Source organism: Leisingera aquaemixtae (genome assembly GCF_019801145.1).
Lineage (GTDB): Bacteria > Pseudomonadota > Alphaproteobacteria > Rhodobacterales > Rhodobacteraceae > Leisingera > Leisingera aquaemixtae_A.
This window is the reverse complement of record NZ_JAHVJQ010000001.1, coordinates 339,423-356,767: the sequence shown is the minus strand read 5'-3', so window position 1 is coordinate 356,767 and position 17,345 is coordinate 339,423. Positions and strand designations below refer to the sequence as shown.

Annotated in this window: 12 protein-coding genes and 1 tRNA gene; 7 read left to right on the top strand and 6 right to left on the bottom strand. The window is 64.0% G+C overall.

Going from position 1 to position 17,345, the window contains the following annotated elements; translation table 11 throughout:
• Window positions 1-51: 51 nt before the first annotated feature.
• From KUW17_RS01770 to KUW17_RS01740, 7 genes are all read left to right on the top strand, one after another.
• On the top strand, window positions 52-201 hold the full coding sequence (locus KUW17_RS01770; RefSeq protein ID WP_222475458.1) for a hypothetical protein: 150 nt from the start codon (window positions 52-54) through the stop codon (window positions 199-201).
• Window positions 191-1,708, top strand: coding sequence for a hypothetical protein (locus KUW17_RS01765; protein WP_222475456.1), 1,518 nt, complete (start codon window positions 191-193; stop codon window positions 1,706-1,708). Before KUW17_RS01770 ends, KUW17_RS01765 begins: the two co-directional genes overlap by 11 nt.
• 1 nt (window position 1,709) lies before the next feature.
• Window positions 1,710-2,651: a site-specific tyrosine recombinase XerD gene (locus KUW17_RS01760; RefSeq protein WP_222475454.1), complete on the top strand. Its 942-nt coding sequence runs from the start codon at window positions 1,710-1,712 to the stop codon at window positions 2,649-2,651.
• Window positions 2,652-2,728: 77 nt separating this feature from the next.
• Window positions 2,729-4,045 (top strand): HlyC/CorC family transporter, encoded by a 1,317-nt coding sequence (locus KUW17_RS01755; RefSeq protein WP_222475453.1) that lies wholly within the window; start codon window positions 2,729-2,731, stop codon window positions 4,043-4,045.
• 13 nt (window positions 4,046-4,058) lie between these two features.
• Entirely contained in the window at window positions 4,059-5,693 is a 1,635-nt protein-coding gene (locus KUW17_RS01750) for a hypothetical protein (protein ID WP_222475452.1), read from the top strand.
• 108 nt (window positions 5,694-5,801) lie between these two features.
• Window positions 5,802-8,219 (top strand): FAD-dependent oxidoreductase, encoded by a 2,418-nt coding sequence (locus KUW17_RS01745; RefSeq protein WP_222475451.1) that lies wholly within the window; start codon window positions 5,802-5,804, stop codon window positions 8,217-8,219.
• A gap of 253 nt (window positions 8,220-8,472) precedes the next feature.
• Entirely contained in the window at window positions 8,473-9,051 is a 579-nt protein-coding gene (locus KUW17_RS01740; protein WP_222475450.1) for an NTP transferase domain-containing protein, read from the top strand.
• Between the two features lie 95 nt (window positions 9,052-9,146).
• Here the strand turns inward: KUW17_RS01740 and KUW17_RS01735 are convergent, their stop codons facing one another.
• The 6 genes from KUW17_RS01735 to KUW17_RS01710 all read right to left on the bottom strand — a co-directional run bounded on the left by KUW17_RS01735 (window position 9,147) and on the right by KUW17_RS01710 (window position 17,330).
• Window positions 9,147-10,814 (bottom strand): Hint domain-containing protein, encoded by a 1,668-nt coding sequence (locus KUW17_RS01735; protein ID WP_222475449.1) that lies wholly within the window; start codon window positions 10,812-10,814, stop codon window positions 9,147-9,149.
• 958 nt (window positions 10,815-11,772) lie between these two features.
• A tRNA-Ser gene (locus KUW17_RS01730) sits at window positions 11,773-11,862 on the bottom strand.
• An 81-nt stretch (window positions 11,863-11,943) separates the two neighbouring features.
• The gene (locus KUW17_RS01725) at window positions 11,944-12,669 is read right to left on the bottom strand and encodes an alanyl-tRNA editing protein (RefSeq protein ID WP_222475448.1); all 726 of its coding nucleotides are present in this window, start codon (window positions 12,667-12,669) and stop codon (window positions 11,944-11,946) included.
• Window positions 12,656-15,106 carry a DUF3772 domain-containing protein gene (locus KUW17_RS01720; protein ID WP_222475446.1) on the bottom strand — a complete coding sequence of 817 codons (2,451 nt, stop codon included), beginning with the start codon at window positions 15,104-15,106 and terminating at the stop codon, window positions 12,656-12,658. Before KUW17_RS01720 ends, KUW17_RS01725 begins: the two co-directional genes overlap by 14 nt.
• Entirely contained in the window at window positions 15,103-16,137 is a 1,035-nt protein-coding gene (locus tag KUW17_RS01715) for a cysteine synthase A (RefSeq protein ID WP_222475445.1), read from the bottom strand. Before KUW17_RS01715 ends, KUW17_RS01720 begins: the two co-directional genes overlap by 4 nt.
• 68 nt (window positions 16,138-16,205) lie before the next feature.
• Window positions 16,206-17,330, bottom strand: coding sequence for an NUDIX domain-containing protein (locus KUW17_RS01710; protein WP_222475444.1), 1,125 nt, complete (start codon window positions 17,328-17,330; stop codon window positions 16,206-16,208).
• Between the last annotated feature and the right edge of the window lie 15 nt (window positions 17,331-17,345).

Below are 17,345 nucleotides of genomic sequence, written 5' to 3'. Positions count from 1 at the left end.
AGGGAATATATAACTTGAGCAAAAGAGCAGGAAACAGGCATTGGATGCGCTATGGGGCGATTGATTAAGTACTTGGTCTACTTGGTGGTTCTGGCCGCAATCGGGCTTGTGGGCTATGCCTACGTGGGACCCTGGTTCGGTGCCGATTTCAGCGCGCCCAGCACCGAGGTGCGCAAGCCGGTGGTGCTGAATGCGGATTAAGGCAGCTGCCGCCGGGGTGATGCTGGCAGGCAGTGCGCTTGCCAATGAACCGCTGGCGGCAATTGAATGGCTGAACCAGCCGCAGCCCAGAAACGGGCTGCCCGGCACCGTGCTGCTGGAGCCGCCCGTCGCGGGCACCGCCGCGCTGCCGCAGGTGTCAGTCACCCCGCTGGAGGCGCTGCTGCCGCCCATTGGGCTGGTCCCGGCTGCTGCCACTGGCCTGCCCGCCGACCTGTGGCGCGGCAGCGCCGCGGATGACATCACCCATCTGATCGAAACCGTGCCGGTGCGCGGCAGCCCGGCGATGCAGGCGCTACTGTTCACCCTGCTGCTGTCGGAAACCCGCCCGCCTGCAGCCACCGGCGACCGGATCCTGCTGGCCCGGCTTGACCGGCTGATGGCACTGGGTGCCACCGATCCCTCGCAAGCTTTGGTGGAGCACGCAGGCCCCACCGGCAGCAAGGCGCGTTTTTCCCGCTGGTTCGACGCCACCCTTCTGACCGGCAGCGAGGATGCCTCCTGCGCGGCGCTCACCGCCTCGCCGCATCTTTCAGACAGCTATGCGGCCCGGATCTTCTGCGCGGCGCGGCGCGGCGACTGGCCGACCGCGGCGCTGATGCTGGAAACCGCCCATGCGCTGGAGCTCTTGCCCAAGGACCAGATGGATCTGCTCGACCGGTACCTGAACCCGGACCTGTTCGAACTGGCGCCGCCCCTTCGGCGGCCCGCAGATCCGGACCCTCTGACGTTCCGCCTGTTTGAAACCATTGGCGAATCCATGCCCACTGCGCCGCTGCCGCCGGCCTTTGCCGCCGCCGACCTGCGCGATATCGCCGGCTGGAAGGCGCAGCTGGAAGCGGCAGAACGGCTGGCCCGCGCCGGGGCGCTCAACCCGAACCAGTACCTTGGACTGTTCAGCGCCCGCAAACCCGCTGCCTCCGGCGGCATCTGGGACCGGGTTGCAGCGGTGCAGCAGCTGGAAAGCGATTTGAACTCCGGCAGCGCCGGGGCCATCGCCAAATCCCTGCCCCAGGCTTGGGAAGCGATGCAGGAGGCCGGCACCGAAACCGTTTTTGCCGATATTTTCGCCGAACCGCTGGCGCGGGCCAAACTGACTGGCCCGGCGGCGGCACTGGCCTGGCGCATCCGCCTGCTGTCGCCCGCGTATGAATTGGCCGCTCATGACGCGCAGGCCTCTGGTGCCGCGGACCATTTCCTGGCGGCGTTGGCGCAGGGCCGCCCCGGCGAGGCCGCGGCGCCGTCACCGCTGGCGGAGGCCATTGCGCTGGGGTTTGCCGCAAACACCGCTGTGCCGCCATCCATCCGCCAGCTGCTGGATAACGGCCAGTTGGGCGAGGCGATCCTGCGCAGCATGGTGCTGTTTGCCCAGGGCGCCGACGGCAATCTTGGCGACCTCACTGCAGCGCTGGCCGCCTTCCGCGCGGTCGGACTAGAGGACACCGCCCGCCGGGCCTCCCTGCAGTTGATGCTTCTGGAGCGCGGCTGACATGGCCGCGCCGTGCGATAATTTCCAGTGGATCTCCACATTCCTCGACGCCCAGGCGGCTGAGACCGGCGCTTCGCAAAACACGCTTTTGGCCTACGGCCGCGATCTCAAGGATCTGACCGCTTGGCTGGAGCACCGCAAGCTCAGCTTCCTCACCGCAGTCCAAGACGATATTGAGGCCTACCTGATTGATTGCGACGCCCAGGGACTGGCCCGCTCAACCCGGGCCCGGCGCCTGTCGGCGGTCAAGCAGATCTACCGGTTTGCGTTTGAGGAAGGCTGGCGCGAGGACAACCCTGCCATCCAGATCCGCGGCCCTGGCCGGGAAAAGCGGCTGCCGAAAACCCTTGACGTGATCGAAGTCGACCGCCTGCTGGAGGCCGCCCGCAAGACCGGCCGAAGCGAGGCCGACCGGCTGCGCAACACCTGCCTGATGGAGCTGCTCTATGCCACCGGCATGCGGGTGACCGAACTGGTCTCGCTGCCGGTGTCCGCCGCCCGCGGCGACCCTAGGATGCTGCTGATCCTCGGCAAGGGCGGCAAGGAACGCATGGTGCCGCTGTCACCGCCTGCGCGCGAAGCACTGGCGCAATGGCTGCTGGCACGCGACGGCGCCGAAGCAGAGCGCGAGGCCAAGGGCCATCCGCCCTCGCGCTTCCTGTTTCCGTCCCGCGGCAAATCCGGCCATTTGACGCGGCACCGGTTTTACCTGCTGATCAAGGAACTGGCGGTGACCGGCGGCATTTCTCCGGGCAAGGTGACGCCGCACACCCTGCGCCACGCCTTTGCCACCCACCTTTTGGCCAACGGTGCAGACCTGCGCGCGATCCAGGCCCTGCTCGGCCACGCCGACATCGCCACCACTGAAATCTACACCCATGTTTTGGACGCGCGGCTGCAGGAACTGGTGCTGGAACACCACCCGCTGGCCAAGCGCGGCTGACCGCGACGCTTGAAGCGGCGGGGCTAAGACCCCATAAATACAGCGAACAAAAACCAGACCGGACATCTGACCTCCTCATGGACACTGCCTCCACCGTACTCGACAGCGCCTTCTGGACCACTGCCGGGGCCATCGTGCTGCTCCTCGTCTTTTCCGGCTTCTTTTCGGGCTCGGAAACGGCGCTGACCGCCGCCTCACGCGGCAAGCTGCGCGCCCAAGCCGACAAGGGCTCCCGCGGTGCTCAGCGCGCGCTGGTCATTACCGAAGACAACGAGCGCCTGATCGGTTCGGTCCTGCTGGGAAACAACGTTGTCAACATCCTTGCAGCTTCGCTCGCCACCGCGCTCTTTACCAGGATCTTCGGAGAAGGCGGTGTCGCGATGGCAACGCTGGTGATGACCCTGCTGGTGCTGGTCTTCGCCGAAGTTCTGCCCAAGACCTACGCCATTTCCAACGCCGAGAAGGCCGCCTCGGCCGTATCGGCGCCGATCAGCATCCTTGTCATGATCCTGTCGCCAATCGTGGGCGCGGTGCGGCTGTTCGTGCGCGGTGTGCTGCGCATATTCGGTGTGCAGATCGACCCGGACAGCCACATCATGGCTGTGCGCGAGGAAATTGCAGGTGCCCTGCAGCTGGGCCACTCCGAAGGCGTGGTCGAAAAGGAGGACCGCGACCGTATCCTCGGCGCGCTTGATCTCTCCGACCGCTTTGTCGAGGAAATCATGCTGCACCGCTCCAACATCGAAATGATCGACGCGGATGCAGAGCCGGAAACCATCCTGGAGCAATGCCTGCACAGCCAGCACACCCGCCTGCCTGTGTTCCGCGGCGAACAGGAGAACATCATCGGCGTGGTTCATGCCAAGGACCTGTTCCGGGCGATGTATGAACAGGCCGGCGGTGCCGGTGCCGGCGCCGATACCGGCCGCCTGCAATCCTTTGATATCGCGGAGGTCGCCAAGGCCCCCTACTTCGTGCCCGAGACCACCACGCTGGACGAGCAGATGCGCCAGTTCCTGCGGATGCGCTCGCATTTTGCGCTGGTGGTTGATGAATACGGCGCCCTGCAGGGGCTGATCACGCTGGAGGACATCCTGGAAGAGATCGTCGGCGAGATCACCGATGAATTCGATCCGGCAGAAGAGACCGTGGCCAAGAAGACCGCCGACGGCTCCTATCTGGTTGAAGGCGCAACCACCATACGCGACCTGAACCGGGCCATTGAATGGAACCTGCCGGATGACGAGGCCAACACCGTTGCTGGCCTGGTGATCCACGAGGCGCAGATGATCCCGGTTAAGGGGCAGGTGTTCTCGTTCCACGGCTTCCGCTTCGAGGTCACGGCGCGCGAGGGCAACCGCGTGACCGAGTTGAAGATCCGGCCGCTGTCTTGACCAGGGAGTGCTCATGACCCGTGCAGCAGTACTGGCCTGGGGCTGGTTCGACAGCATTGTGCTGGAGTTGTTCCGCCAGCTGCGCTGGTCCTTTCTGCCGCCACTCCTGATCTATTTCGCCTATGGCGCGCAGGGCATCAGCACCGTTGCCGCGTCCTTTTTCGTCAAGGAATACCTCGACCTCTCCGCCGCCTTTCTGGCCGGGCTGGCGTTCTGGGTCGGGCTGCCCTGGGCGCTGAAGATGCCGCTGGGCCATCTGGTCGACCTGATCTGGCGCTGGAAATACCTGCTGATCCTCGCGGGCGCGGCGTTGATGGCCGCCAGCTACGCCATTCTGGCCGCCATCGTTCTGCACCCGGATATGATGGGCGCGCTGATGCCGCTCAATGCCTGGTACGTCACGTCCGCCTTGCTGGCCCCTTGCGGCTTCGTGCTGCAAGACGTGGTGGCAGATGCGATGTCGGTAGAGGCAGTGCCGCATGCTGACGACCGCGGCAATCCCCTGCCCGAGGCTGAGACCAAGTCCCTCCACACGACCATGCAGACATTCGGCCGCTTCGTTCTGATCGGCGGCTCCAGCGCAGCGGCCGCGCTGAATGTCGCCCTGTTTGACGGCGCCGATGCCCTGCCGCAAGCCGAGAAAGGCGCACTTTACGGCTTTGTGTTCACCCTCGCGCTGCTGATCCCGGTGATTTCACTGTCCGGTGTGGCGCTGGCGATCTGGCAGAAATGGCGCAACACTGTCCGGCTGCGCCGCGCAGGTGTAGACGAAACCGAAATCCGCACCCGGCTCGAACCGCCCCGCGACCCGATCACCCCGAACCACTGGTATTTCATCGGCGGAGGCGCCTTTGTGGCGCTGTCGCTGGCCGTGGGCCTCGGCGAGGTGCCCTACTCGCAGGAAATCGTCTTTGCCGGGTCCATGGCCATCGTGCTGCTCCTGATGCGCCAGCTTGTTGCGGTGCTGCCAGCTGATCATGCCCGCGCCCTCATTGGCACCGCCATCATCATCTTCGTCTACCGCGCCACACCGCTCCGCGGCCCCGGCGCCACCTGGTTCGAAATCGACGTCCTGGGATTTGACCAGCAGTTCCTGTCGGTCCTGTCCCTCATCACCTCGCTGCTGACGCTGGCCGGCATGCTGATCTTCCGCCCGATGATGGCCAGCCGCCCGATTGCCTGGATCGTCGCCTTTCTGGCAATCACCGAGGCCGTCCTCAGCCTGCCCAACATCGCGCTTTACTACGGCGCCCACCACTGGACCGCAGCGATGACCGGCGGCGTGGTCGATGCCCGCTTCATCGCCATCGTCGACACCGCGGTGGAATCGCCGCTCGGCCAGGTCGCGATGATCCCGATGCTCGCCTGGATCGCCCGCAACGCGCCCTCGGGGCTCAAAGCCACCTTTTTTGCGGTCATGGCCTCCTTCACCAACCTGGCGCTTTCGGCCTCCAGCCTCGGCACCAAATACCTGAACGAGATCTTTGTGGTGACCCGCGAAGTCACAGATTCGGCAGGTGCTGTCACCACCCCTGCCGACTATTCACAGCTCGGCATGCTCTTGATCACTGTCGGCGTCATTCTCCTCGCCGCCCCCCTGACGGCGATTTTCCTCATCCAGAACAGCCGCTTCCGCACCTCTGAATAGCCCTAGGCGGCGCAGACGGCCTGGAAGCGGCACGCCATGCCGTTTTTCTTCTGGACTACTGTTCACTTCTGTACAGAATGCGGGAAACACCTATTCAGGGAGGCCCACATGAAAACCACCACCCGCGTGGCAGTGATCGGCGGCGGCGTCGTCGGCTGCTCTGTCCTCTACCACCTGACCAAGCTCGGCTGGTCCGATGTCATGCTGATCGAACGCTCGGAGCTGACCAGCGGCTCCACCTGGCACGCGGCGGGCGGTTTCCATACGCTGAACGGCGACACCAACATGGCGGCGCTGCAGGGCTACACCATCAAGCTGTATAAGGAGCTGGAAGCGATCACCGGCATGTCCTGCGGCCTCCACCACGTCGGCGGCGTCACCCTGGCCGAGACCCAGGAACGCTTCGACATGCTGAAGGCCGAACGCGCCAAGCACCGCTTCATGGGCCTGGAGACAGAGATCGTCTCCCCCGAGGAGATCAAGAAGATCGCCCCTGTCACCAATGTCGAAGGCATCATCGGCGGGTTGTATGACCCGCTCGACGGCCACCTCGACCCTTCCGGCACCACCCACGCCTACGCCAAGGCCGCGCGTATGGGCGGCGCCACGATTGAGACTCACTGCAAGGTGATCGAGACCAACCAGCGCCCGGACGGCACCTGGGACGTGGTGACGAACAAGGGCACCATCCACGCCGAACACGTCGTCAACGCAGGCGGCCTCTGGGCGCGCGAGGTCGGTGCCATGGCCGGCGTCTACTTCCCGCTGCACCCGATGGAACACCAGTATATCGTCACCGACGAGGTGCCGATGATCGCCGAGATCATCGACGGCGGCGGCGAGCACCCGCATGTGATGGACCCGGCCGGCGAAAGCTACCTGCGGCAAGAGGGCCGCGGCCTCTGCATCGGTTTCTACGAACAGCCCTGCAAACCCTGGGCGGTGGACGGCACGCCGTGGGATTTCGGCCATGAACTCTTGCCCGATGACTTCGACAAGATCGAGGATTCCATCGCCTTTGCCTACAAACGCTTCCCGGCGCTGGAGGCCGCAGGCGTCAAATCCGTGATCCACGGCCCCTTCACCTTTGCCCCCGACGGCAACCCGCTGGTCGGCCCGGTGCCCGGCATGCGCAACTACTGGTCCGCCTGCGCCGTCATGGCCGGCTTCTCCCAGGGCGGCGGCGTCGGCCTGATGCTGGCCCAGTGGATGGTCGAGGGCGAATGCGAGCGCGACACCTTCGCGATGGACTGCGCCCGCTTCGGTGACTGGATAACCCCGGGCTACACACGGCCCAAAGTCATTGAAAACTATCAAAAACGCTTCTCCATCGCCTACCCGAACGAGGAACTGCCCGCGGCCCGCCCGTTCCGCACCACACCGATGTACGACATTTTCGATGGCATAGGCGCGGTCTGGGGCGCGCAATACGGCATGGAAGTTCCGAACTACTTCGCGGAAGGGAACGAACCCCGCTATGAAACCCCCTCATTCCGCCGCTCCAACGCCTTTGAGGCCACCGCGCGCGAAGTCAAAGCCGTGCGCGAAAACGTCGGCATCAACGAGGTCCACAACTTCGGCAAATACCTGGTCAAGGGCGCCGGCGCCCGCGCCTGGCTCGACCGCATCATGGCAGGCCGGGTGCCGCAGCCGGGCCGCCTGTCGCTGACACCGATGCTCTCGCCCAGGGGCCGCCTGATCGGCGACTTCACCATCTCCTGCCTGTCGGAACAGGAATTCCAGCTCACCGCCTCTTACGGCTCGCAGGCCTACCACATGCGCTGGTTCCTGCAGAACCTGGACGAGGGCGTTCACCTCGAAAACATCTCCGACACCCGCAACGGCTTCCAGATCGCAGGCCCCAAGGCACGCGAGGTGCTGCAGGCCTGCACCCGGCAGAACATCTCGGATATGCGCTTCATGGACGTGCGCCGCCTGACCGTGGGCATGGCCGACTGCATCGTGCAGCGCGTCAGCTACACCGGCGATCTGGGCTACGAGATCTACTGCGACCTGCCCAGCCAGCGGTCCCTGTGGGACAGCCTTTGGTCTGCTGGTCAAGAACATGGAATGAAGCCGTTTGGCATGCGGGCAATGATGTCGCTGCGGCTCGACAAGTTCTTCGGCTCCTGGCTGCGCGAGTTCTCGCCCGATTACACAGCGGCGGAGACCGGGCTGGACCGCTTCATCTCCTTCAAGAAACCCGTTGATTTCATTGGCCGCGCCGCCGCAGAGGCTGAACACGACGCTGGCCCTGCCCGCCAGCTCTGCGCCTTTGAGGTCGAGGCGGAAGACGCCGATGTGGTGGCCTACGAGCCGATCTGGCTAGACGGCGCTGTCGTGGGTTTCTGCACTTCCGGCGGCTACTCGCACCACGCGCAGAAATCCATCGCGCTGGGGTTTGTCCCCACGGAGAAAGCCACTGAAGGCCTGGAAGTGGAAATCGAAATCCTCGGCAAGATGTACAAGGCCCGGCTGATCACCGAGCCGCTGTTCGATGCCGACGGCGCCCGGATGCGCGGCTAAGCTAAAAAACACACCGGATTCAGGTCAGCCCGCCTGACCTGAACCCGCCCTGTTGCCAAGGCACCGCTCGCTGACGCCGCGGAACTTACGCAAGACAAACGTCAGCCCCCATACCCGAATGTTTCGTGCGCGAAACATTCGGTCATCCTTACTGACCTATACGGCTTTCGCTGGATCCGTCTCTTGTTCTGGCTAAAAATATCCCCGCCGGAGGCATCCATCATCCCGGCACAGCGCCGAGGTTCGAAAAATCATGACCGCCATCGCCATTCTCCTGCTCGCCGCCGGCGCCTCCTCGCGGATGCGGGGCCGCGACAAGCTGATGGAGGACGTGGAGGGACAGCCCCTGCTCACCCTGATGTGCCGCCGCGCCGCGCTGACCGGGCTGCCGGTCTATGTGACCCTGCCCAGCACCGCCCATCCGCGCGCAGCGGCTGCCTGCGGCGCAATACGTGTCCCGGTGCCGGATGCCGCCGAGGGCATGGCTGCCTCGATCCGCGCAGGCACCGCCGCCCTGCCGGAAGGAATACAAGCGGTGATGATCCTGCCCGCAGACATGCCGGAAATTGAGACCCGCGATCTGCGGCATATCGCTGCGCAATTCCACGGCCAGGACAGCCCGATCCTGCGCGCAGCGGCGGAGGACGGCACGCCCGGCCACCCGGTGCTGTTTCCGCAACGCTGCTTTGCTGGGTTGAAATCGTTGAAGGGGGATCTAGGCGCACGCCGCATCCTGAAAACGGAAGAGGTGCAGAGCATCACGCTGCCCGGCAGCCACGCTGTTACGGATCTGGACACGCCGGAGGACTGGGCCGCCTGGCGCAACCGCTGAGCCCTCCGCAATCGCAGAGAAGGCAGGGCACAAGGCCCTGCCTTCCTGCGCTTCGCCCTTGTCCACCGTTTTCCCCCAAACGGCAGCTGCACCCATCAGTGCACGAGCAGATGCGCCTCGTGTTTACGCAGCGACCGGCGCGCCGCGGTATAGCCCTCGCGGCCCTTTTGCGATTTCAGCTCCGGGAACAGCTCGAACAGTTCGTTGCGCTGCGCGTTGTCCAGCCCGCGCAGGGACTGGTCGCCGGGCTGGAAGCTCTCGGTCCAGGCCCCGTCGGACAGCACAACCTCATGCTGGTCGAACATGAAGTGGATGTAGGTGACGCTGGCAAGCTCCACCACGTCCACGCCGGCCAGGCCGGTCAGATGCTTGGCTGCGACCAGAACCTCGCGGTCCTCGAAGTAAAGCGCTGTCTTGTCGTTAGCGACCAGCACCCGGTGGTTCGGGCTGACCATCATGTCCCGTTCCGGCAAACCGTTGCCCAAGGCGCCCTGGCGGATCAGCACCGGCTGAAGATGCGCACGGCCTTTCATATCAGCGCCTTCCAGTGTTCGGATGCCAACCCAGCGGATCTCCTGAATGCCATTGTCGCGGGTGATCACCCGGTCGCCGGCCTGCAAATCCTCAACCCGGCGTTCGCCCAGCGGCGTGGCGATCAGCGTGCCCGGCGTGAAGCAGGGAATGATCTGCTCGATCTCGCCAAAGGTCATCGATCCGGTAACCTCGCCATCCCCGTCGAGGAAGTTGACAGTGCCCGACAGGCTGTTGCCATCCGGATCCACGGTCACGCCGGTCAATTCAAACGGGCCCGAGCCGGACAGATCCAGGGTATCGAAATCGTCACCGCCCGAGCCGCCGTCAACGACGTCGCCGTCGGTGCCGCCGATAAAGGTATCGCGGTCATCGCCGCCTGACAGGGTATCGGCACCGTGGCCGCCGGTGATCACATCGTTGCCGGAGCCGCCCTCGACCAGGTCGTCATCGATGCCCGCGTCAATGGTGTCATTACCGGTGCCGCCATAGATCTCGTCGTCGTCGTCCTGGCCATAGATCACGTCATTGCCGGCGCCGCCATAGATCGTGTCCATCCCGTTGGTAGGATCGGGGTCCGCCGGACGCCCGTCGCCGCCATCATCGGTAATGTTCAACCCGTCATCAAAGCTCGGATCCAGCCCGCCGAAGATGATGTCATTGCCTTCGCCGCCGTCCAGGACGTCGGAACCTTCGCTGCCGATCAGCACATCGTTGCCGCCGCCGCCCAGGATGGTGTCGTCGTCGATGCCCCCGTCAAGAACGTCCCGGCCTTCGCCGCCGTCCAGCAGGTCGGCATCGTCGCCGGTGAAGATGGTGTCGTTGCCGGCCCCGCCAAAGACAGTGTCCATGTCGTCGTAGGGATCGGGGTCCGCCGGAATGTACGGAATGTCCGGATCGGTCCCGGTATAGCCCGGGAACCCGCGGTCCGGCAGCGGCGTTCCGGAATGCGTGGTGTTGATCACGTCGTCGCCATCACCGCCGTCCACGCAATCAGAGCCGCCGCCGGCTTTGACGGTGTCATTCCCCGCACCGGCACGCACGGTATCATCGCCGTCGCCGGCAATGATAAAGTCGTCGTCCGGCCCCGCAGCCGGGTCGATGGCATCGCCATTGTCGACCATGTCGCCTTCGGGGTCACCGGTGTAGGCCGCATCAATCCGGTCATCACCGGAAGTGCCCTCAACAATGCCATCAAGCCCTTGTTTCGGCTCTTCGTTCTTATTCGTCATTACCCTCTCCTCACCGGTTTGGACCCGAGCCCCGTCTTTCGGGCCAGCCGGGCAGCCTCACGCCTTGCGGGATGCCGCAATCAAAATTCACCAGCCCGTGCAGGAAGAGGGCCAGAACGCGCAAGCGCCCTGGTTTGCGTGCTGACGCAGCACGCAGCCGGAATGCAGAAGCTTTCAGATACGGTGGAGTGCTCGCATCGCGGCAAAGCCGCTTGAATAAAATTTTAGCAGTCCACCACTTTCCAGCAGCTTACAAAACTTGCCCCCCCAATGGGCTAATCCATGCATACTTTAGGTATAGCGGCCTACAAAGCCAAAAAATTGCCTAAAAAAGTGCACATTCTGCAAGGCGGATTTGAGCATGCCGTAAATCCGGCTCCTGCGCCGCCGCTATTGTTTCCAGTTTGCAGCAACATAGGCGGCCCCAAGTCAGAAAAACATGCCAAAATCGCTATTTACCCGCGAAACCGGAGCCGGTTTTGTTTCCATATCCGAAACCCGCGCTATTCGCGCCCGTGCAGCCGACCACGGCCGCAATGATCCGGTTTCAACCTGCAAAAGGTGCCGCTGAAGCCACCAATCACCGGCTTATGAAGGTTTTGTTTCCGGCCAGCCCTGCAAGTTTCCGCGAGCGCGCTCGAATCAACACGGTTTACGGGCCTTCCCGGCAGCACCGCGGGCAAGCCGTTACTTTCACCAAGTTTAATCAAATCCGCATCTTACCGCGGGTAAGCGCCGGAGAGCCTCGCCCCTCGGAGACAGCGTCCCGCAACTTGCTTGCCAGCGGGATATGCGGCTGGCCTGGAGCCGACTCCCTTTCTGTGAAGCTGAGGCGGCACACCCTGGAAACAGACAGAAAGCTGTCCGACAGCTGCCGGGATACATCCGACGCGGTCGTCTGAACACAGGCAGAAATGCGGCCCTTTCAGGACTTTGTCTTGGCAACTTGTGATGATTATGGCGGAGAGACAGGGATTCGAACCCTGGAGACGGTTTCCCGCCTACACACTTTCCAGGCGTGCGCCTTCGACCACTCGGCCACCTCTCCGTTGAGGGGGCTTTTGAAGGATCGGCAGGGGAATTGCAAGGCCTGAAACGGCAAAAAATTCGCTCTGCCCCGAATTCTTTTTCAGACCTCCAAGTGCAGGTAGACTCGGCGGTTCTGCTTGCCCTTTTTCTCCACCTTGCCCAGACGGATCCTGCCGATTTCACCGGTGCGCCGGACATGGGTGCCGCCGCAGGGCTGCAGGTCGATCTGTTCGTCCGGAGAACCGATGCGGACCAGCCGCACCTGCCCTGCCCCGCGCGGCGGCGACACCGACATGGTCTTCACGAGCTGCGGATTCGCATCGAGTTCCGCGTCCGTGATCCAGTCCTCGGTCACTTCCAGATCGCGGTCGATGAGCGCCTGCAGCTGGTCCTGCAGCACCTGTTTGTCTTTCGGCGCGTCCGGCATGTTAAAATCCAGCCGGCCCTTCTCTGCGCCGATTGAACCGCCCGTGACCTCCAGCGGGATCACCACCGACAGAAGGTGCAGGGCGGTGTGAACGCGCATGTGGCCATAACGGCGGTCCCAGTCGAGCACCTGTGTGACGGAGGCGCCTGCAGGCGGCAGGGCTGCTCCCTCTGCGGGGATCAGCGCAATGGCCCCCTCCGCGCCCTTTACCGTTGTGACAACTTCGCATTGCCCATCGCCCCACAACAGCTTGCCGCTGTCCCCTGGCTGGCCGCCGCCGGTGGCATAGAACAGGCTGCGGTCCAGAATGATGCCGCCCTGCTCCGTATAACCCAGCACGGTTGCATCCGTCATCCGGGCATAGGCGTCCTTGCGGAACAGCGGCTCACTTGTCGGCATCACCATCTCCATCTCCCTCTGCGTCCTGCTGCAAGTCGCCGACGTCCGGTTTGGGCGGCGGCGCCGGAGCCGCCGGGCTGCCGGATGCGGAATCGCTGGCCGCACTCTTGCCCTGGGCCAGAACCTCCGGATTGCGGATCCAGATGTCGCGCTGCATGAAGGGGATCTCGATCCCTTCTTCCTGGAACCGTTTGGAAATCTCATAGTTCATGTCGGATTTCACCGACAGAACCCAATTCACATCGCGCAGAATCGCACGGATCTCAAAATCCAGGGAGTCCGCCCCGAAGCCCTGGAACACCACATAGGGCGCCGGGTTCAGCAGCACCATCGGATGTGCCTTGGCAATCTCGTTCAGGATTGCTTCCACCTTGCGCGGGTCGGTGCCATAGGCCACGCCCACCGGCACGATCACCCGGCCAACGGTGTTGCCGCGGGTGTAGTTGGTGACGGTGCCGGAGATCAGATCGGAGTTCGGCACAATCACGTCGGAGCGGTCGAAGGTCTCGATCCGGGTGGAGCGTACCGAGATGTCGCGCACATAGCCCATCAGCCCGCCGACCTCGATCCAGTCACCCTTGGAAATCGGGCGTTCGATCAGCAGGATGATACCGGAGACGAAGTTCGACACGATAGTCTGCAGGCCGAAACCGATGCCGACCGACAGCGCGCCTGCGACAATCGCCAGCGATGACAGATCGAGACCGGCCATCGAGATGGCAACCACTGCCGACAGGAAGATGCCGACGTAGCCGAGCCCGGAGGTGATGGCATTCTGGCCGCCCGGGTCGATCTTGGTCTTGGGCAGCAGCGAGTTGCGCAAGCTTCCCTGGATCAGCCGGGTCAGCGCATAACCTGCAGCAAAGACAACGGCAAAGGTCAGGAAGGCGGTTGGCGAAATGCGGGTATCGCCGATCTGGAAGCCTTCGAGGAAGCGCGACCACAGCTCGGTCATGTCCGCCACACGCGCGCCCCAGATCAGCGCCAGCAGCGGCAGCGCCAGGGCAGCCAGCAGGAAGCCGATCAAAACCGCAAACAGCGAGTCGCGCGCGGCGGAGCCCTTGCCGGACAGCCAGCCGTAAACGTCGCCCAGGAAACGCTGCACTACCAGCAGCGCAGCCAGAAGGGCGAGGGTCGAGACCGCCGGGTAGATCAACGCCTCAGCCGCGTTGACATAGCCGAGCGCGGCCAGCAGCGGCGAGATGAAACCGAGCAGATAGGTGGCCCGCCGGACCAGGGTCAGAATACGGTTGGCACCGGTGGCAATGGCGCCGTCGTCCTCGGTCCCAGCCGTTTGCTTCTGGCGCCGCTTGACCCCGATCCGGTGCAGCCGCAGCAGCACCAGCGCCGCCGCGGTGATCAGCGGGAAACTGGCCACCGCATGGACAGAGGGCGGAATCGTTTCGAAGTTTTCCAGCTTCACCAGCGCGTCCTGCAGAACCAGGATCACCGCCAGGGTATCGACCATCAGCCGGGTCTCGTTCAGCCGCCCCTCCTGCACCGGAACCAGATCGTTTTCCAGCCGGTTGGAGAACAGCTGGTTGCCCAGCCAATGGAAAGACAGCATCACCAGCGCCCAGCCCGGCACATAGTCCAGCAAAAGAGAGCCGCGGGTGCCCAGGATGCCCGAAAGATCCACCGCCGCCACCAGGCAGATGATGCCGATGAAGGGCAGGATGACTTCGAGCAGGGAAACGATGAAGCCCCAGACGCCGCGGCCGCTGCTGCCGAACTGGCGCAGGTAATCGCCCGCAGCATGGGCCCAGGGACGCCCCCGCAGCAGCAGGAACGCAGACAGGCCCAGCAGCAGCAGCAGTGCCGGCAGGCTGTTTTGCACCCGCTCGGCGGTAGTGGCGCTGCCGACACGGGAGGCGGTTTCATTCCAGATAGAGCTGGCCGACCGGCTCAGGGTGCGCAATGCGCCGGGCCAGTGCTCGGGGTTCAGCGGCGACGGGCCGCGCTCCAGCAGTTTGCGGGTGCGGCGCTCGCGGATGATCTTGTCGATTTCGGAGATCAGGCCGTTGGCGCGGCTGTAGGCTTCTTCCGAGACAATGCGCGGAACCTTGAGGTCCTTCAGCTGCCGCTCCAGAGAGGAGCGCAGCTGGGCGATGTCCTCGGGCTCGCTCTCGCCTTCGCCCGGCGCCTCGCCGAGGGCGCTTATCTGGCCTTCGAGCGTCTTGATGCGGTCGCCGTTTTCAGTGCGCGCCTGCAGGAAATTCTGCCGGTAGGTGGTCAGTTCCTTGCGCAGGGTTTCCAGTGCGCCACTGGAGGCGCGTCTGGCGTCAATCACTTCTTCCGCGCGGTTCGCGGTCTTGAGCCAGTCCTGGTAATAAGCGCGAGACTCAGCGGTCAGCTGAGCCAGCGCAGGCACTGCGAGGCCGGTCACAAGGACCAGCCCCAGCAGCAATTTCCGCAAAGCGGTTATGAAAGGTGTCATACGTCCTCAAAAACACCGGGAATCGACGCGGGCGTGTGGGTCATCCACTCCGGCACCGGCAGGTTCTTCTCCCGCAGGAAGTCCGGGTTGAACAGTTTGGACTGGTAGCGGGTGCCGTAGTCGCACAGAACCGTGACGATGGTCTTGCCCGGCCCCATGTCCTTGGCCATGCGCACCGCCCCGGCAACGTTGATGGCAGAGGAGCCGCCCAGAACCAGGCCTTCCTCGTGCAAGAGATCGAAGACATACGGCACGGCCTCGTCATCCGGCACCTGGTAGCTGAAATCAGGCCTGAAGCCTTCGAGGTTCTTGGTGATCCGGCCCTGGCCGATGCCTTCGGTGATCGAGCTGCCTTCGGAGGCCAGCTCGCCGGTGGTGTAATAGGAGTAAAGCGCCGCGCCCATCGGGTCCGCGAGGCCGATCTTCACGCCCTTGGGCTGCAGCGCCTCAGCCACGCCTGCCAGGGTGCCGCCGGAGCCGACCGCGCAGACAAAGCCGTCCACCTTGCCGCCGGTCTGCTCCCAGATCTCCGGGCCAGTGGTTTCCACATGGGCCTGGCGGTTGGCCACGTTGTCGAACTGGTTGGCCCAGACAGCGCCGTTGGGTTCCGTCTTGGCCAGCTGTTCGGCCAGACGCTGGGAATAGCGCACATAGTTGTTGGGGTTACGGTACGGCGCCGCTGGAACCTGGACCAACTGGGCGCCGGCCAGACGCAGCATGTCCTTCTTTTCCTCGGACTGGGTTTCCGGGATCACGATGACCGTCTTGAAGCCCATCGAGGCCCCGACAAGCGCCAGGCCGATGCCGGTGTTGCCGGCGGTGCCCTCAACAATGGTGCCGCCCGGCTTCAGCTCGCCGCGGGCGATAGCGTCGCGGATGATGTACAGCGCCGCGCGGTCCTTGACCGACTGGCCCGGGTTCATGAATTCCGCCTTGCCCAGGATCTCGCAGCCGGTCTCTTCGCTGACGCGGTTCAGGCGGATAAGAGGTGTGTGGCCGATGGCATCAGCCAGATCGCGTGCAATGCGCATGGTATCCCTTTCGATCGTTCCCCCAAGGTGTATCCAAGGCACCCGGTGATCACAAGGCGGGAAGCGGGTCAGACCGCGCCGTTGCGCAGCCGTTCACGGTGCCGTGACAGCCACAGCGCCGCTGTCACCAAGGGCATGTCCTGGTAGGTCTGCGCGTCAATGCCGTCCATCAACTCATCATAGCTGAGGATCCGGCTGCGGATATCTTCCCCTTCACCCGCGACTCCGCCGCCGCCGTTCACATCAGAAAGGTCGGATATGCCTATGAAAATGTGAATGTATTCCGCCAGAGCGCCGCTCGACGGGTAGCCCTGCGCCACGGTTTCCAGATGCCGGACCGTAACGCCTGCTTCCTCCACCGCTTCGCGGATTGCGGTTTCCTCTGCCGTCTCGCCCGGATCGATCACACCTGCAACCGGCTCCCACATCCAGGGATGCGCATCCCCCATAATGAAGGGAGGTGCGCGGAATTGCTCCACCAGAAGCACCTGGTCACGGACCGGGTCATATGGCAGCAGCACCGCAGCGTGGCCCGCCATTGCCGAAGACCGGTTCATCACCGGACTCATGCTGCCGTCGAAACGGCGGTATTGCAGGTCCATCTCCTCCATCGCAAAGAAATTGAGATGGGCGCGGTTGTGCCTGTGCACGATGACATCCTTGGTAAGGTCATGCACCCCATCGCCGGGCCGGGCCTGTCCCGCCAGCCAGGCAGCCGCGCGGCGGCGGACGGAGGGGAAGCAGCGGGCCACCTCTTCGGCGCTCATCCTGCCGTAGTAGTCCATTACCTCCTCAGCCGCGCGCAGCGACAGAGCCCCCCAATTGGCCACCCAGGCTTCCAGATCCCAGGGTTCGGCCGTTTGCCACAGGCCCGGCTCGGGGAAATAAACCTCAGCCGGAGCTGTGCGGCCATCCTCCAGCCCGACGGAGACAGGTTTCAGAGCGTAGCCGAAGCCGCCTTCGTAGAAATTGAGCCTGTCCAGATCAACTTGTGAAAGGTCCTGAACCAGGACCCCGTCTGCCATGTCGCCGTTGCGCTCCTCGATCGCCGGGAACGGCTGCCCGACCACTTGGTACACGCCGTGCCCGGGCAGTTTGGCCGGTTGCGCCCGCAGCGCATCACCGCTCCGGCCCAGCACCAGTTCAAGCAAAGGAAGATGGCGCAGCGTGCCAAAGAAGAAGAGATCAGCCACGGATGATAACCTGTT

What these genes read in the sequence shown, in the direction of transcription:
- KUW17_RS01770 (WP_222475458.1), top strand. Translation starts at nt 52, where the DNA reads ATGGGGCGATTGATTAAGTACTTGGTCTACTTGGTGGTTCTGGCCGCA.
- KUW17_RS01765 (WP_222475456.1), top strand. Translation starts at nt 191, where the DNA reads ATGCGGATTAAGGCAGCTGCCGCCGGGGTGATGCTGGCAGGCAGTGCG.
- KUW17_RS01760 (WP_222475454.1), top strand. Translation starts at nt 1,710, where the DNA reads ATGGCCGCGCCGTGCGATAATTTCCAGTGGATCTCCACATTCCTCGAC.
- KUW17_RS01755 (WP_222475453.1), top strand. Translation starts at nt 2,729, where the DNA reads ATGGACACTGCCTCCACCGTACTCGACAGCGCCTTCTGGACCACTGCC.
- KUW17_RS01750 (WP_222475452.1), top strand. Translation starts at nt 4,059, where the DNA reads ATGACCCGTGCAGCAGTACTGGCCTGGGGCTGGTTCGACAGCATTGTG.
- KUW17_RS01745 (WP_222475451.1), top strand. Translation starts at nt 5,802, where the DNA reads ATGAAAACCACCACCCGCGTGGCAGTGATCGGCGGCGGCGTCGTCGGC.
- KUW17_RS01740 (WP_222475450.1), top strand. Translation starts at nt 8,473, where the DNA reads ATGACCGCCATCGCCATTCTCCTGCTCGCCGCCGGCGCCTCCTCGCGG.
- KUW17_RS01735 (WP_222475449.1), bottom strand. Translation starts at nt 10,814, where the DNA reads ATGACGAATAAGAACGAAGAGCCGAAACAAGGGCTTGATGGCATTGTT.
- KUW17_RS01725 (WP_222475448.1), bottom strand. Translation starts at nt 12,669, where the DNA reads ATGCCGACAAGTGAGCCGCTGTTCCGCAAGGACGCCTATGCCCGGATG.
- KUW17_RS01720 (WP_222475446.1), bottom strand. Translation starts at nt 15,106, where the DNA reads ATGACACCTTTCATAACCGCTTTGCGGAAATTGCTGCTGGGGCTGGTC.
- KUW17_RS01715 (WP_222475445.1), bottom strand. Translation starts at nt 16,137, where the DNA reads ATGCGCATTGCACGCGATCTGGCTGATGCCATCGGCCACACACCTCTT.